Source organism: Streptomyces sp. NPDC042100 (genome assembly GCF_055582325.1).
Genome location: NZ_JBVJDK010000006.1, coordinates 249,554 through 264,893, shown reverse-complemented (window position 1 = coordinate 264,893; position 15,340 = coordinate 249,554). Strand labels below are relative to the sequence as shown.

Sequence of the window (15,340 nt, the reverse complement as noted above, 5' to 3'; positions counted from 1 at the left end):
CCCGCCCCCCTCGCACATCCGTCACGTGCCCTAGGTCGGCCGTGCGGATTCCCGGCCGGAGGGTTCGGGGCCGTGCAAACGCGTACACACGCGTACACACACGCACACGGCCCCGGCCCGTCACCCGGCCGGTCCACCATCGGCATGAAGAGAGGAAAATTCGTGATCCATCACTCTTCCGCGAGCATGCTCGCCTCGGTGAGGCTGCATTTCGACGCCCTTCATTCCCAGGAGGAAGCACTGCTCACGGCCGACGCGGGAACGGACGGTCCGCCGCTGCGTCTGACGGCCGCCGAAGCGTACGAGGCTCTCTACGGCGCCGAGACGGACCCGAGGCTCACCGCGGCCGTCTGGGAAGCGGCGCTCACCGCGGCACGGACCGATCGCACGCCCCAGGGGAAGGGCACCCTTCTGGTGATCTGGCTGGCCCTGCCCCGACTGACCGGCACAGCGCACCGCGTCTGCAGCCGGCTGCGGGTGGACCGGGAGGACGTGGAGGCCGAGATGGTCCTCGCCCTGCTGGAGGAACTGGAGGTGCTGGACCCCCGCGACCCGCTCGCCGTCGAGGCGCTGCTCAAGGCGACACGCGCGAGGGCCTGGACGTTCGCTCGGTCCGGCCTGCGCGAGGTGCCGTCCACTCAGGTGGAGCGCGTCACCCAGGACCGCTCGGTCGCCGAGGCCGACCGGCTGCCGGACGCGTCCGCGCCCCAGCCGGGCCTGGAGGTGCGGGTGGACCGGCCGGACGGGCCCGACGGACTGCGCGCCTCGCTGCGCTTCCGTGTGCGTCCGGAGCAGCTGCGCGACGGTGCCCTCGCCGGGATCGAGCAGAGCGAGCGGCCCCACGGGGCGTGCCGCCGTCAGCGGAGCCGGCGGTCCCGGCGCCGTGTGGGCACGCTGCCGATCCGTCCCACCGCCCGGCGGGCGTCGTGAGCCGCCGGGCCGGCGGCCCCGTCGGCTTCACCGAGCTGTTCGACCTTCCGGTCGCAGTCGACATGCGCATGGCAGCCCGGGTGTTCGACATCTCCACGGCTACGGCCTACCGCCTCAACAAGAGAGGTGTCTTTCCTTGCCCGGTCATCCGTCTCGGAGGAAAGCTGCGTGTTCCGACGGCCGAGTTGATGCGCACGCTCGGAATCGAGCAGCGTCCGCTGTACTCGCTGGAGCCGGACCTGGAACCGGACCCGGACGCGCTGCGCGACGACGATCTGTGGGACATGCGTTAGCCCCCACGCCCCTCGCGTAACCGTCTCGGTTCGCACACCGTGTTGCCCCGGGGTCCATGCCCCGGGGCAACACGCGTCATGGTGCTGCTCAGCCGCCGCCCGGCATCACGCCCCCGCCCTTGAGGCGTTCGATGTCCGAGGGGCGGACCTTGATGACGAGGAGGGCGATGAGGAAGGCGACCACGCCGAAGATCGCGGCCGTGACGAAGCCCGCCGAGACGCCGGAGCTGAGGACCTGGTCGCTCCAGGGTGGGGGGAGCTGGCCGGTTCTCGCGAACTGGGCCTTCTCCAGGGGGTTCGCCTGGGAGAGGAAGAGGGGGACCTGGGTGTCGGCCTCGTTGCGGCTGGCGGTGCCGAAGACCGTGACCAGGATCGACAGACCGAGGGAACCGCCCACCTGCTGCATGGCGTTGAGGAGCCCGGAGGCCGCGCCGGCCTCGCGTTGTTCGACGTTGGACAGGGCCATGATGGTGAGCGAGACGAACATCAGGCCCATGCCGAGGCCGAAGACCAGGATCGGACCGAGGATGCTGCCCAGGTAGGTGGAGTCGACGTCCGTCAGGGTCAGCCAGGACAGGCCGCCCGCCGCCAGGAGCGAGCCCGCCACCATGAAGGGTTTCGGGCCGTAGCGCGGCAGCAGGTTGGAGGTGACCCCGGCGCCGACCGCGATGATCGCGCTGACCGGCAGGAAGGCGAGGCCCGTCGACAGCGGGCTGAAGCCGAGGACCTGCTGGACGAACAGGGTGAGGAAGAAGAACATGCCGAAGATCGCCGCCGCCAGGCACAGCATGATGGCGTAGGTGCCGGAGCGGTTGCGGTCGGCGAACATGTGCAGCGGGGTGATGGGCTGCTGCGAGCGCCGCTCGTTGAGGACGAACGCCACGAGCAGGACGACCGCCGCCACGAAGGAGCCGATGGTGTACGGGTCCCGCCAGCCCTCCTGCGCGGCGCGGATGAAGCCGTACACCAGGGCGGCCATGCCGAGGGTCGAGCAGAGCGCGCCGGCCAGGTCGAAGTGGCCCGGGTGCCGTTCGGACTCCTTGACGTGCCGGGGCGTGAGGAAGGCGATGAGCAGCGCGATCGGCACGTTCACGAAGAAGATCCAGCGCCAGTCGAGCCATTCGACGAGCATCCCGCCCGCCACCAGGCCGATCGCGCCGCCACCCGCCGAGACGCCCGCGAAGACACCGAAGGCCCGGTTGCGTTCCGGGCCTTCGTCGAAGGTGGTCGTGATGAGGGAGAGCGAGGTCGGCGAGGCGATGGCACCGCCGACGCCCTGGAGCGCGCGGGCGGCCAGGAGTTGCCACTCGCTCTGGGCCAGGCCGCAGAAGAGCGAGGCGAGTCCGAAGAGCAGGACGCCGAAGATGAAGACCCGGCGGCGGCCGAGGATGTCACCGGCCCGCCCGCCGAGCAGGAGCAGACCGCCGAAGGTGAGGGTGTAGGCGTTGACGACCCACGACAGGCTGGTGGTGGAGAAGCCCAGGGCGCTCTGGATGTGCGGGAGCGCGATGTTCACGATGGTGATGTCGAGGACCACCATCAACTGGCAGGAGGCGATCACGAAGAGGGCGATGCCCTTGCCGTCGCGGCTCCTCTTCGGGGCGACGGCCTGCGGGGTGGTCGGCTTGGGTGTGCTCATGGCGCATCGCGCCCTCACCTGAGGAAGCCGTGGGCCGGTCAGTCCACCTTTCGACCCTAAGCCCGGCCCCCGTACCGGACCAGTTGATCTTCGGGCGGTGGCCCGGGTCCCGTCACTCCAGGACCGCGAAGCCGTCGATCTCCACCAGCGCCTGCTCGTCCCACAGGCGTACGGTCCCGACGACGGCCATCGCCGGATAGTCCCGGCCCGCCAACCGGCGCCAGATCCGGCCCAGTTCGGCGGAGTGCCGGCGGTAGTCGGCGACGTCGGTGGCGTACACGGTGACCCGGGCGAGGTCGGCGGGCGAACCGCCCGCGTACCGGAGCGCGGTGAGCAGATTGCCGAGCGCGGTCTCGAACTGCTCGGGCAGGGTCTCCCCCGTCACCTTCCCGTCCCGGTCGAGGCTGGTCTGCCCGGCGAGGAAGACCAGCTGGGAGCCGGTGGCCGTGACGGCGTGGCTGAAGCCCGCGGGCGGGGACAGTTCGACGGGGTTGTGGCGGTGCAGGCTCATGCGGGGACTCCTGCCCGGGACGCGGCATCGTATGACATTTCCTTGCCGGGTGACGACGCCCCCGATGCCCCCGATGCGCCTGATGCGCCTGATGCGCCTGAAGCCTCTGATGCATCTGCGGGGCCTGATGCCGTCTGACCCCGCCGCGCGTCCCGGTACAGCTCCTTCGCGATGATCGTGCGCTGCACCTCGGTCGCGCCCTCGTAGATCCGGGGCGCCCGGACCTCCCGGTAGAGGTGTTCCAGGAGGTGGCCGCGCTGGAGGGCGCGGGCCCCGTGCAGCTGGACCGCGGTGTCCACGACGTACTGGGCGGTCTCGGTGGCGAGCAGCTTGGCCATGGCCGCGCGCCGGGGCACGCCCGGCTCGCCCCGGTCGTGGGCCTCGGCCGCCGCGTAGACCAGCAGCCGGGCCGCCTCAGTGCGGGTGGCCATCTCGGCGACCTGGTGGGCGACGGCCTGGAGGTCGGCGAGGACGCCGCCGAAGGCGCGCCGGTCGGCGGTGTGGGCGAGGGTCGCGTCGAGGGCCGCCTGGGCCATGCCGACCGCGAAGGCGCCGACGCTGGGGCGGAAGAGGTTGAGGGTGCCCATGGCCACCTTGAAGCCCTGGCCCGGCTCGCCGAGCAGGTCCTCGGGTCCGACGGGGACGCCGTCGAAGACCAGCCCGCCGATCGCGTGCGGGGCGAGCATGTCCAGCGGCTCGCCGGTCAGGCCGGGGCGGTCGGCGGGGACCAGGAAGGCGCTGACGCCCCGGGCGCCGGACGCGGCGCCGGGGCCCCCGGCGTCCCCGGCGCCCCCCGCGCGGTCCGCGCCGCCCGACCCGTCCGTCCCGTCCGTCCCGCCCGGCCCGGCAGGCCCGGCAGGCCCGTCCGGCCCGTCCGGCCCGCCCGACCCGTCCGGCCCGCCCGCGCCGGCAGGCCCCGCCGCATCGCCCTGGCCGCTCTCGCGAACCGCGTCGCCCTCGCGGCCCTCGGGCTCCCCCGTACGGGCGAACACGGTGATGAAGTCCGCCTCCGGCGCGTTGGAGATCCAGCGCTTCTCGCCGTGCAGGCGCCAGCCGCCGGTGGCCGGGTCGGGGACGGCCCGCAGGGCGAGGGCGGCGGCGTCGGAGCCGGCGCCCGGCTCGGAGAGGGCGAAGGCGGCGACGGCCCGGCCCGCGACGACCTCGGGCAGCCAGCGCCCGCGCTGCTCGGGGCTGCCGAAGGAGGCGACCGGGTGGGCACCGAGGCCCTGGAGGGCCAGCGCCGTCTCGGCCTCGGTGCACACCTGGGCGAGGGACTCGCGCATCAGGCACAGGTCGAGGGCGCCGGAGCCGAAGAGCCGGGCGAGCAGTCCGTGCTCGCCCAGGGCGGCGACGAGGGGCCGGTTGACCCGGCCGGGCTCGCCCCGCTCGGCGAGCGGGCGCAGCCGCTCCGCCGCGAGCGTCCGCAGCCGCGCGCACCAGGTGGTCTGTTCCGGATCGAGCGAGAATGCGGGCATGTGGGCGCCCTCTCTGGCGCTCGCGCGCCGACGGCGGAAGCGCGCTACGGCCGACCGGAACCGAGACGGCGTATCGCGAACCGTTGACTGTCGTCACCATCACGATACGCTTTTCGAGCGACGGTCGACCCCACCACGACGATCCCACCCGACAGGGGGACGGACGCATGGAGCTGACGCCCTCGGCCCACCAGGACACCTTCGCCCGCGATCATCTGCCGCCCTCCGGGCAGTGGCCGCGCCTGCTGTTCGACCTGCCCGAGCTCGCCTACCCCGACCGGCTCAACTGCGGGGCCGAACTCCTCGACCGCACGGTGGAACGGTTCGGCGCCCGGCGCCCGGTCTTCCTCGACGGCGAGGGCGGCCACTGGACGTACGGGCAGCTGCGCGAGCGGGTGGACCGGATCGCGCACGTCCTCACCGAGGACCTCGGCGTGCGCCCCGGCAACCGGGTGCTGCTGCGCGGCCCCACCACCCCCTGGCTCGCCGCCTGCTGGCTCGCCGTGATGAAGGCGGGCGCGGTCGCCGTCACCGTCCTCGCGCAGGCGCGGGCCGCGGAGCTCGCCGTGATGGCCGAGATGGCCCGGTGCGGCCACGCCCTGTGCGACGTGCGGGCCGTCGACGAGCTGGCCAAGGCGGAGGTGCCGGGGCTGCGGATCATCCCGTTCGGCGGCGAGGGCCCGGACGACCTGCTCACCCTCTCCATCGGCAAGCCGGACCGGTACGAGGCCGTGCCGACCGCCGCCGACGACGTGGCCCTGATCGCCTTCACCTCCGGCACCACCGGGCGCCCCAAGGGCTGTATGCACTTCCACCGGGACGTGCTCGCCGTCGCCGACACCTTCTCCGCGCACGTCCTGCGCCCGGAGCCGGACGACGTCTTCGCCGGCTCCCCGCCGCTCGGCTTCACCTTCGGCCTGGGCGGGCTCGTCGTCTTCCCCCTGCGGGCCGGGGCGTGCGCGGTGCTGCTGGAGCAGGCGGGCCCCAAGCAGCTGCTCGCCGCGATCGACCGGCACCGGGTGTCGGTGCTGTTCACCGCGCCCACCGCCTACCGGGTGATGCTGGACGAGATCGGCGACCACGACCTCGGTTCGCTGCGCCGCTGCGTCTCGGCGGGCGAGAACCTGCCGGCCGGGACCTGGCGGGACTGGCGGGAGCGGACCGGCGTGGAGCTGATCAACGGGATCGGCGCGACCGAGCTGCTGCACATCTTCATCTCCGCCGCCGACGGGGAGATACGCCCCGGCACCACGGGCCGCCCGGTGCCCGGCTGGCAGGCCAGGATCGTCGGGCCGGGCGGCCGGGAGCTGCCGGACGGCGAGGAGGGGCTGCTCGCGGTGCGCGGCCCGGTCGGCTGCCGCTACCTCGCCGACCCGCGCCAGACGGAGTACGTGCACGACGGCTGGAACATCACGGGCGACACGTACGTCCGCGAGCCCGACGGCTACTTCCGCTACGTCGCCCGCGCCGACGACATGATCATCTCGGCCGGGTACAACATCGCCGGACCTCAGGTGGAGGAGGCCCTGGCCGCCCACCCCGACGTCCTGGAGGTGGCCGTGGTCGGGCACCCGGACGAGCTGCGCGGGCAGATCGTGGTGGCGTACGCGGTGGTCCGGGCCGGGGTGCCGCGCGACGCGGGCACGGCGGCGGCCCTGCGCGCCTTCGTCCGGGCCAGGATCGCCCCGTACAAGTCGCCCCGCGAGATCGTCTTCCTGGACGAGCTGCCCCGGACGGCGACGGGGAAGCTCCAGCGGTACCGGCTGCGGGAGGCGGAGGACCGGACCGGTCCGCCCCCGGAGCGCGCCCACCGCCTAAAGTGATCACGTGGCCGAGCAGCACACCCCCCGTTCCCTGATCGTCTCCCTGTACGGCGCGTACGGCCGGTCGCCGGACGGCGCGCCGCTGCCGGTGGCGGAGCTGATCCGGCTCCTCGGCGTGCTCGGGGTGGACGCGCCGTCGGTGCGCTCCTCGGTGTCGCGGCTGAAGCGGCGCGGGCTGCTGCTGCCGGCCCGGACCGCCGACGGGGCCGCCGGCTACGCGCTGTCGGACGACGCGCGGATGCTGCTGGACGACGGCGACCGGCGGATCTACGCGCGGACCGAGCCGAGCCTCTCGGACGGCTGGGTGCTCGCCGTCTTCTCCGTCCCCGAGGCCGAGCGCCACAAGCGGCACCTGCTGCGCTCGCGGCTGGCCCGGCTGGGCTTCGGCTCGGCCGCGCCGGGCGTGTGGATCGCCCCGGCGCGGCTGTACGAGGAGACCCGGCACACCCTGGAGCGGCTCGACCTGTCCGGGTACGTGGACCTGTTCCGCGGCGACCACCTGGGCTTCGCGGCCACGGCCGAGGCGGTGGCCCGCTGGTGGGACCTGCCGTCCATCGCCAAGCTGCACGAGGAGTTCCTGGACGCCCACGAGCCGGTGCTCCGCGCCTGGTCGGCGGCGCCGGGCAGCCCGGAGGAGGCGTACCGGGCCTACCTCCCGGCCCTGGACTCCTGGCGGCGGCTGCCCTACGCGGACCCGGTGCTGCCGCTGGAGCTGCTGCCGGAGAACTGGCCGGGCAGCCGCTCGGCGGAGGTCTTCGCGGGCCTCCACGAGCGGCTGCACGCGCGCGGCGGGGAGTTCGTGGCGGGCGGATCCTCGGGCGGGGCGCGGGCCTGAGGAGGCCCCCTCCGGCCCCTTCGCCGGCGGAGCCCTGGCTCAGGACCCGGACGAGGTCTCCTTGCGGCCCGTCGGCGGGCGGCGGCTGCCCGCTCGGTACGGGGCCGGCCAGGGGGCCGCGGGACCCGTGTAGTCCTGTTCGGCGGCGGCGTGCAGGGTCCAGTGCGGGTCGTAGAGGTGCGGCCGGGCGAGGGCGCAGAGGTCCGTGCGGCCCGCGAGGAGCAGGGAGTTGACGTCGTCCCAGGAGGAGATCGCGCCGACCGCGATCACGGGAACGCCGACGGCGGCGCGGATCCGGTCGGCGTACGGGGTCTGGTAGGAGCGTCCGTACTCGGGGCGCTCGTCGGGGACGACCTGTCCGGTGGAGACGTCGATGGCGTCGGCGCCTCGGTCGGCGAAGGCGCGGGCGATCGCGACGGCGTCCTCGGCGGTGGTGCCGCCCTCGGCCCAGTCGGTGGCGGAGATGCGGACGGTCATGGGCCGGTCGGCGGGCCACGCCTCCCGTACGGCGTCGAAGACTTCCAGGGGGTAGCGGAGCCGGCCCGCGAGGTCGCCGCCGTAGGCGTCGGTGCGGTGGTTGGTGAGGGGGGAGAGGAAGCCGGAGAGCAGATAGCCGTGGGCGCAGTGCAGTTCGAGCAGGTCGAAGCCGGCCCGCGCGGCGCGCCGGGCGGCGGCGGTGAACTCCTCGCGCACGGAGGTGAGTCCGGCCCGGTCGAGAGCCCGCGGGATCTGGTTGACGCCGGGCCGGTACGGCAGCGGTGAGGCGGCGGCGAGCGGCCAGTTGCCGTCGGGCAGCGGCTGGTCGATGCCCTCCCACATGAGCCGGGTGGAACCCTTGCGGCCGGAGTGGCCGAGCTGGACGCCGATCGCGGTGCCGGGGGCGGAGGCGTGCGCGAAGGCGGTGATCCGGGCCCAGGCGTCGGCCTGTTCGTCGGTCCACAGCCCGGCGCAGCCGGGGGTGATCCGGCCGTGCTCGCTGACGCAGACCATCTCGGTCATGACGAGTCCGGCGCCGCCCAGGGCGCGGGAGCCGAGGTGGACGAGGTGGAAGTCGCCGGGGACGCCGTCCTCGGCGACGTACAGGTCCATCGGGGAGACGACGACCCGGTTGCGCAGGGTGAGGCCGCCGAGCCGGAGCGGGGTGAACATGGGCGGGACGCCGGGCGGGCAGCCGAAGTCGCGCTCGACGAGCGTGGTGAAGGCGGGGTCGCGCAGCCGCAGGTTGTCGTGGGTGACGCGGCGGCTGCGGGTGAGCAGGTCGAAGGCGAACTGCCGGGGCGGGCGGTCGAGGCGGTCGGCGAGCTCCTCGAACCAGCGCAGGCTCGCGACGGCGGCGCGCTGGGTGGACTCGACGACGGGCCGGCGTTCTGCCTCGTAGCCGGCGAGCGCCTCGGCGAGGGTGGGGGCCTGGTCGACGTGGGCGGCGAGGGCGACGGCGTCCTCGACGGCGAGTTTGGTGCCGGAGCCGATGGAGAAGTGGGCGGTGTGGGCGGCGTCGCCGAGCAGCACGGTGTTGCCGTGCGACCAGCGGGCGGTGACGAGGGTGCGGAAGGCGGTCCAGGCGGAGTGGTTGCCGCGCAGCGGGCGGCCGCGCAGCACCTCGGCGAAGATCTTGGCGCAGCGGGCGGCGGACTCGGTCTCGTCGAGCTCGTCGAAGCCCGCGGCGCGCCAGACCTCCTCGCGCATCTCGACGATCACGGTGGAGGAGCCGGTGTCGTAGGGGTAGGCGTGCAGCTGCATGACGCCGTGCTCGGTCTCGGCGATCTCGAAGCGGAAGGCGTCGAGGGCGAAGTCGGCGGCGAGCCAGATGTAGCGGCAGCGGTGGGTGGTGAGGGTGGGCCCGAAGGTCTCGGCGTGGGCCTCGCGGACGCGGCTGTGCACGCCGTCGGCGGCTATCACGAGGTCGTGGGAGGCGGCGAGGGCGGCGGGCGGCGGGGCCTCGGTGCGGAAGCGGAGGTCCACGCCGAGCGCGGCGCAGCGGTCCTGGAGGATCTTCAGGAGCCGGTGGCGGCCGAGGGCGGCGAAGCCGTGGCCGGTGGAGCGGAGCAGGTGGCCCCGGTGGGCGATGTCGATGTCGTCCCAGCGGACGAGGGCGGCGCGCAGCTCGGCGTGGACGACGGGGTCGGCGTCCGCCATGCCGCCGAGGGTCTCGTCGGAGAGCACGACGCCGAAGCCGAAGGTGTCGCCCGGGGCATTGCGCTCCCAGACCGTGACCCGGCGGCGCGGGTCGGCGCGCTTGAGGAGCGCGGCGGCGTACAGCCCGCCGGGGCCGCCGCCTGCCACGGCGATCCGCAGGGGCGCGCCGGGCCCGGTCATCGGCCCCGCCACTTCGCGGGGCGCTTCTCGGTGAAGGCGGCGTGGAATTCGGCGTAGTCCTCGCCGTGCATGAGCAGGGCCTGGGTGGCCGCGTCCATCTCGACGGAGGCGGCCAGCGGCATGTCGAGCTCGGCGGTGAGCAGGGCCTTGGTCTGGGCGTGGGCGAGCGCGGGGCCCTCGGCGAGGCGGCGGGCGAGGGCGGCGGCGCGGGTGTCGGCGGCGCCCTCGTCGGTGAGCTCGCTGATCAGCCCGATGCGCTCGGCCTCGGCGGCGCCGACGGGGTCGCCCAGCATGAGCAGGCGGGTGGCGTGGCCGAGTCCGACGACCCGGGGCAGCAGGTAGGCGGCGCCCATGTCGCCGCCGGAGAGGCCGACGCGGGTGAAGAGGAAGGCGAAGCGGGCGGTGGGGTCGGCGACCCGGAAGTCGGCGGCCAGCGCGAGGACGGCCCCGGCTCCGGCGGCGACGCCGTGGACGGCGGCGATGACGGGGAAGGGGCATTCGCGCAGCGCCCGGACGGTCTGGCCGGTCATCCGGTTGAAGTCGAGGAGCTGTGCGGTGTCCATGGAGAGGGTGGCGCCGATGATCTCGTCGACGTCGCCGCCGGAGCAGAAGCCGCGCCCTTCGCCGCCGAGGACGAGGGCGCGCACGGCCCGCTCCCGGGAGAGCTCGGCGAGCAGGTCGCGCAGGTCGGCGTAGGCGCCGAAGGTGAGGGCGTTGAGCTTCTCGGGGCGGGCGAGGGTGATCGTGGCGACCCCGTCGTCGACGGTGAGGCGCAGGTGCCGCCAGCGTTCGGTGCGGCTCGCGGAGCCGGTGAAGGGGCTCATGGGGGACGGCCTCCCTGGGGTGTGCGCGTACGGGTACGGCAGCACTGGCATCGCCTTCGCGAGGGTATCACTCTGTTGTGACTGTCGTCACGAGTCCGCGATACGGGGCGCCATGGCGTGCCACGGCGGGGGCTCGGGGCGGCCCGGGGCCGCCCGGGACCGGCTCGTGGCGCGGGGCCGGCCCGGGTCCCGGCCCCGCGCCACGAAGGTCCCGGCACCTCGCGGACCCAGGTCCCCCGCCCTGCCGGACGGCCGCCTCTGGATCCGGCGATTCCACTCCGTAAGGTGGAAACCAGGACGCCCCCACCGCTCCGCACGCGCCCCGAACGGAGGCCCCCGCCGTGTTCGAAGTCCCCGGCTCCGCATCCTGGCGTATCGCGCTGCCCCATACGACGGCCGCCGTGCCGATCGCCCGCGCGCTCGTCCGGACCGCCCTCGCCGACGTGGGCGGCGGAGCCGCGGACCGGGACACGGCGGAGCTGCTGACCGCCGAGCTGGTGGCCAACGCGGTCGAGCACACCGCGGGCGACGGCCCCATCGAGCTGGTCGTGGAGCTGCTCCCGGCCCCCGGCGGCTGTCAGATAGAGGTCCACGACGGCCGGCCCGCGGGCCCCGGGGAGCTGATCCGCCCCGAGCCGGGCGTGCCGGTGGACCCCTGGCAGGAGCACGGGCGCGGACTCCTGCTGATCCGCGCCCTCAGCAGCGACTGCGGGCACCGCCCCACCGCGCAGGGCAAGGCGGTCTGGTTCACGCTCCCGGCCGTGCCGGCGCAGCGTCGTCGCCCGCCGGAGCCGTGACCAGGCGGGACCTGCGGCGCCCGTACAGCGCGTAGACGAGCGCGCCGGCCACCAGGAAGACGGCGAACTGCACCCAGGTGGACCAGCCGGTGCCCCAGATCAGATAGCAGCAGAAGCCGACGCCGATGATCGGGCTGACCGGGTAGAGCGGGACCCGGAAGGAGCGCGTCAGCCCGGGGTCGCGGCGGCGCAGCGCGATCACCGCGATGTTCACGACGGCCATGATCGCGAGGGTGCCGATCGTCGTCAGGTTGACCACGACGTCCAGCGAGGCGAAGGCCGCGGGCACCGCGAAGACGCAGGCCACGATCCAGGTGTTGGCCACGGGGGTGGCGCTCTTGGGCGAGACCCGCTCGAAGACGCGGGGCACGAGTCCGTCGCGGGACATCGACATCAGGATGCGGGTCTGCCCGTACATCACGGCGAGGACCACGGAGGCGATGGCGACGACCGCGCCGAAGGCGATGATCCCGCCGCCGACGGTCGAGTGGGTCACCTGGTTGACGATCAGGGAGAGGGCGGCCGGCTTGTCGGCGACGGCGTCGGCGCCGAGCGCCCCGATCGCGGAGAGGGCGACGGCGCAGTAGAGCAGGGTGACCACGCCGATGCAGATGAGGATCGCGAGCGGGATGTTGCGCCGCGGGTTCTTCACCTCCTCGCCGGCCGTGGTGATGGCGTCGAAGCCGATGTACGAGAAGAAGGCGACGGAGGCGCCCGCGGTGATGCCGGCCGTGCCGTGGGTGGCGAACGGGGAGAGGTTGCCGTCCTCGAAGGCGCTGAAGCCGATCACGCAGAAGACGATCAGGATGCCGATCTTCAGCACGGCCATGGCGGCGGTCGCGCGGGCGCTCTCGCGCACGCCGCGGACCAGCAGCGTCGCGGCGAGCAGGATGACGATCACGGCCGGCAGGTTGACCACGCCGCCGTCGGCGGGCCCCGCGGAGAGCGCGGTGGGCAGCTGGAAGCCGAAGAGACTGTCGAACAGCTCGTTCAGATACTGGCTCCAGCCGACCGCGACGGCGGAGACGGAGACGCCGTACTCCAGCAGCAGGCACCAGCCGACGAGGAAGGCGACGCGCTCGCCGAGGCTCGCGTACGCGAAGGAGTACGAGGAGCCCGAGACCGGGATCGCGCTGCCCAGCTCCGCGAAGGAGAAGGCGGTGAAGACGCAGGTGATCGCGGCGAGCACGAAGGAGACCACCACGGCGGGCCCGGCCTCGGCGACGCTGTCGGAGAGGCCGACGAAGATGCCGGTGCCGACGATGGCGCCGATGCCGAAGCAGACGAGCTGGAAGAGGCCCATGGTGCGCTTGAGGCCGTGGCCTTCGAGGTCGGCACCGGATTCGGCGATCAGCTGCTGGGGGGACTTGATCCGCCGGGCGGACGGGGACATGCGGTGGTTCTCATCTCTGGTCGGGCAGACGCGAGGGGGGTCCGGGCATGTATGCCCGAACCCCCCTGAAGGATGCGATCGTAGACCCCACCCCGCATATTCACCCAATCGGGCGCAATTCCATACAGCGCGAGGCTCAGACGGCCGGGTCGCCCATCGTGGCGACCATGACCGCCTTGATGGTGTGCATCCGGTTCTCCGCCTCGTCGAAGACGACCGAGTGGGCCGACTCGAAGACCTCGTCGGAGACCTCCAGCTCGGTCAGCCCGTGCCGGGCGTGGATGTCGCGGCCGACGGCGGTGCCGAGGTCGTGGAAGGCGGGCAGGCAGTGCAGGAAGCCGACGTCCGGGTTGCCGGTGGCGCGCAGCACGTCCATGGTCACGGCGTACGGGACGAGTGCGGCGATCCGCTCGTCCCAGACCTCCTTGGGCTCCCCCATCGAGACCCATACGTCGGTGGCGACGAAGTCGGCGCCGCGCACGCCCTCGGCGACGTCCTCGGTGAGCGTGACGCGCGCGCCGCTCGCCTCGGCGAGCCGCCGCGCCTCGGCGACGACGTGCTCGGCCGGCCAGTACGCCTTCGGGGCCACGATCCGCACGTCCATGCCGAGCAGGGCGCCGGTGACCAGGTAGGAGTTGCCCATGTTGAAGCGGGCGTCGCCGAGGTAGGCGAAGGCGATCTCCGTCAGCGGCTTGGCGCAGTGCTCCGTCATGGTGAGCACGTCGGCGAGCATCTGGGTGGGGTGCCAGTCGTCGGTGAGCCCGTTGAAGACGGGGACGCCGGCGAAGGCGGCCAGCTCCTCGACGGCCGCCTGACTGTCGCCCCGGTACTCGATCCCGTCGAACATCCGGCCCAGCACCCGGGCGGTGTCCTTGACCGACTCCTTGTGCCCCATCTGCGAACCGGCGGGGTCCAGGTAGGTCGTGGCGGCGCCCTGGTCGGCGGCGGCGACCTCGAAGGCGCAGCGGGTGCGGGTGGAGGTCTTCTCGAAGATCAGGGCGATGTTCCGGCCCCGCAGGCGCCGCACCTCGGTACCCGCCTTCTTCGCCGCCTTGAGCTCGGCGGCGAGCGCGATCAGGCCGCGGAACTCCTCGGCGGTGAAGTCCAGCTCCTTGAGGAAGTGGCGGCCGGTGAGGTCGGTGGCCATGGGGCGCTCCTGGTGGGGATCGGGAGGGATCGCGCGGGGCCGGCGTGGACGCCCGCACGGATCAGGACCCTGGAAGTCTATACGTAATTCAGAATTCTTATACAGCCTCTCGTTCCACCGGACAGCTCATGCAGCGCGGACCGCCCCGCCCCCGGCCCAGCTCGCTGCCCGGGATCTCGATCACCTCGATGCCCTGCTTGCGCAGGTGGGTGTTGGTGGTGACGTTCCGCTCGTACGCCACGACGACACCCGGCTCGACCGCCAGCACGTTGCAGCCGTCGTCCCACTGCTCACGCTCGGCCGCGTGGACGTCCTGGGTGGCCGTGAGCACCCGGATGTCCTGGAGCCCCAGGGCGGCGGCGATGGCGCTGTGCATCCGCTCCGGCGGATGGTCGGTCACCCGCAGCGTCCGCCCCTCGTCACCGGGCTCGATCGTGTACGAGCGCAGGTTGCCGAGCCCCGCGTACTGGGTGAACGTGTCCTGGTCCACCATCGTCATCACCGTGTCCAGGTGCATGAACGCCCGCCGCTTCGGCATGTCCAGCGCGATGATCGTGCGCGCCGAGCCCGCCGCGAACAGCCCTCGGGCCAGCATCTCCACCGCCTGCGGGGTGGTGCGCTCGCTCATCCCGATGAGTACCGCGCCGTTGCCGATGACCAGGACGTCGCCGCCCTCGATCGTCGACGGGTAGTCGGCCTGCCCCTCCGACCAGTGGTGGAAGCCGCCCGCCTGGGGACCGGTGAACAGCGGGTGGTGCTTGTAGATCGCCTCGAAGTGGACCGTCTCGCGCTGCCGGGCGGGCCAGCGCATCGCGTTGATCGACACCCCGTCGTAGATCCAGGCCGAGGTGTCCCGGGTGAAGAGGTGGTTCGGCAGCGGGCCGAGCAGGAAGTCGTCCAGCTCCAGGGCGTGGAAGCGGACCGAGGTCGGCTCGCGGTGACCGGCCAGGAACTCCCGCTTGGTCATCCCCCCGACCAGCGCCGTCACCAGCGCGGCGGTGTCCAGGGAGTCGAAGGCCGCCCGCAGGTGGTCGGTGGCGAGGGGCCCGTACTCCTTCTCGTCGAAGACCCGGTCGAGCACCAGCTCCCGCGCGGCCGGCAGCTCCAGGGCCTCGCGCAGCAGGTCCCCGAAGAGGTGCACCTCGACGCCTCGGTCGCGCAGCACGTCGGCGAAGCCGTCGTGCTCCTGACGGGCCCGGCGCACCCACAGCACGTCGTCGAAGAGGAGGGCGTCCTTGTTGGTCGGGGTGAGCCGCTTCAGCTCCAGATCGGGCCGGTGCAGGATGACGCGGCGCAGCCGCCCGGTCTCGGAATCGACATGGAATCCCATGCGCCCATCCTGACGGAGCCGGGCGGC

The 15,340-nt window shown here is 73.4% G+C and carries 13 protein-coding genes; 5 read left to right on the top strand and 8 right to left on the bottom strand.

From position 1 onward, the window contains the following. Window positions 1–162 precede the first annotated feature (162 nt). Entirely contained in the window at window positions 163–930 is a 768-nt protein-coding gene (locus ACZ6J5_RS15930; protein WP_469391754.1) for a hypothetical protein, read from the top strand. Next, window positions 927–1,223: a helix-turn-helix domain-containing protein gene (locus ACZ6J5_RS15925; RefSeq protein WP_469391752.1), complete on the top strand. Its 297-nt coding sequence runs from the start codon at window positions 927–929 to the stop codon at window positions 1,221–1,223. Before ACZ6J5_RS15930 ends, ACZ6J5_RS15925 begins: the two co-directional genes overlap by 4 nt. Before the next feature lie 88 nt (window positions 1,224–1,311). Here the strand turns inward: ACZ6J5_RS15925 and ACZ6J5_RS15920 are convergent, their stop codons facing one another. From ACZ6J5_RS15920 to ACZ6J5_RS15910, 3 genes are all read right to left on the bottom strand, one after another. After that, complete coding sequence (locus tag ACZ6J5_RS15920; RefSeq protein WP_469391750.1) at window positions 1,312–2,862, bottom strand: MFS transporter; 1,551 nt, start codon at window positions 2,860–2,862, stop codon at window positions 1,312–1,314. A gap of 112 nt (window positions 2,863–2,974) precedes the next feature. Then, a complete protein-coding gene (locus ACZ6J5_RS15915) occupies window positions 2,975–3,373 on the bottom strand; it encodes a RidA family protein (protein ID WP_469391748.1) in 399 nt (132 codons plus the stop codon). Further along, a complete protein-coding gene (locus ACZ6J5_RS15910) occupies window positions 3,370–4,848 on the bottom strand; it encodes an acyl-CoA dehydrogenase family protein (RefSeq protein WP_469391747.1) in 1,479 nt (492 codons plus the stop codon). Before ACZ6J5_RS15910 ends, ACZ6J5_RS15915 begins: the two co-directional genes overlap by 4 nt. A 167-nt stretch (window positions 4,849–5,015) precedes the next feature. Between ACZ6J5_RS15910 and ACZ6J5_RS15905 the strand changes: the two genes are divergently transcribed. Beyond that, on the top strand, window positions 5,016–6,671 hold the full coding sequence (locus tag ACZ6J5_RS15905; RefSeq protein ID WP_469391745.1) for an AMP-binding protein: 1,656 nt from the start codon (window positions 5,016–5,018) through the stop codon (window positions 6,669–6,671). A gap of 4 nt (window positions 6,672–6,675) precedes the next feature. Then, window positions 6,676–7,506 carry a PaaX family transcriptional regulator gene (locus ACZ6J5_RS15900; protein ID WP_469391743.1) on the top strand — a complete coding sequence of 277 codons (831 nt, stop codon included), beginning with the start codon at window positions 6,676–6,678 and terminating at the stop codon, window positions 7,504–7,506. A 39-nt stretch (window positions 7,507–7,545) separates the two neighbouring features. Here the strand turns inward: ACZ6J5_RS15900 and ACZ6J5_RS15895 are convergent, their stop codons facing one another. Together ACZ6J5_RS15895 and ACZ6J5_RS15890 are read right to left on the bottom strand one after the other, a co-directional pair. Continuing rightward, window positions 7,546–9,822: a bifunctional salicylyl-CoA 5-hydroxylase/oxidoreductase gene (locus ACZ6J5_RS15895; RefSeq protein ID WP_469391741.1), complete on the bottom strand. Its 2,277-nt coding sequence runs from the start codon at window positions 9,820–9,822 to the stop codon at window positions 7,546–7,548. Then, window positions 9,819–10,646 (bottom strand): enoyl-CoA hydratase family protein, encoded by an 828-nt coding sequence (locus ACZ6J5_RS15890; RefSeq protein ID WP_469391739.1) that lies wholly within the window; start codon window positions 10,644–10,646, stop codon window positions 9,819–9,821. Before ACZ6J5_RS15890 ends, ACZ6J5_RS15895 begins: the two co-directional genes overlap by 4 nt. A 341-nt stretch (window positions 10,647–10,987) precedes the next feature. Here ACZ6J5_RS15890 and ACZ6J5_RS15885 point away from each other — a divergent pair, with 341 nt between their 5' ends. Then, a complete protein-coding gene (locus tag ACZ6J5_RS15885; protein WP_469391737.1) occupies window positions 10,988–11,443 on the top strand; it encodes an ATP-binding protein in 456 nt (151 codons plus the stop codon). Here the strand turns inward: ACZ6J5_RS15885 and ACZ6J5_RS15880 are convergent. The 3 genes from ACZ6J5_RS15880 to ACZ6J5_RS15870 all read right to left on the bottom strand — a co-directional run bounded on the left by ACZ6J5_RS15880 (window position 11,394) and on the right by ACZ6J5_RS15870 (window position 15,313). Then, entirely contained in the window at window positions 11,394–12,836 is a 1,443-nt protein-coding gene (locus ACZ6J5_RS15880; RefSeq protein WP_469391735.1) for an amino acid permease, read from the bottom strand. The two genes, ACZ6J5_RS15885 and ACZ6J5_RS15880, sit on opposite strands and share 50 nt — an antisense overlap. Before the next feature lie 136 nt (window positions 12,837–12,972). After that, on the bottom strand, window positions 12,973–13,983 hold the full coding sequence (argF, locus tag ACZ6J5_RS15875) for an ornithine carbamoyltransferase (RefSeq protein ID WP_469391734.1): 1,011 nt from the start codon (window positions 13,981–13,983) through the stop codon (window positions 12,973–12,975). Window positions 13,984–14,080: 97 nt separating this feature from the next. Continuing rightward, window positions 14,081–15,313, bottom strand: coding sequence for an arginine deiminase (locus ACZ6J5_RS15870; protein WP_469391732.1), 1,233 nt, complete (start codon window positions 15,311–15,313; stop codon window positions 14,081–14,083). Window positions 15,314–15,340: the final 27 nt, after the last annotated feature.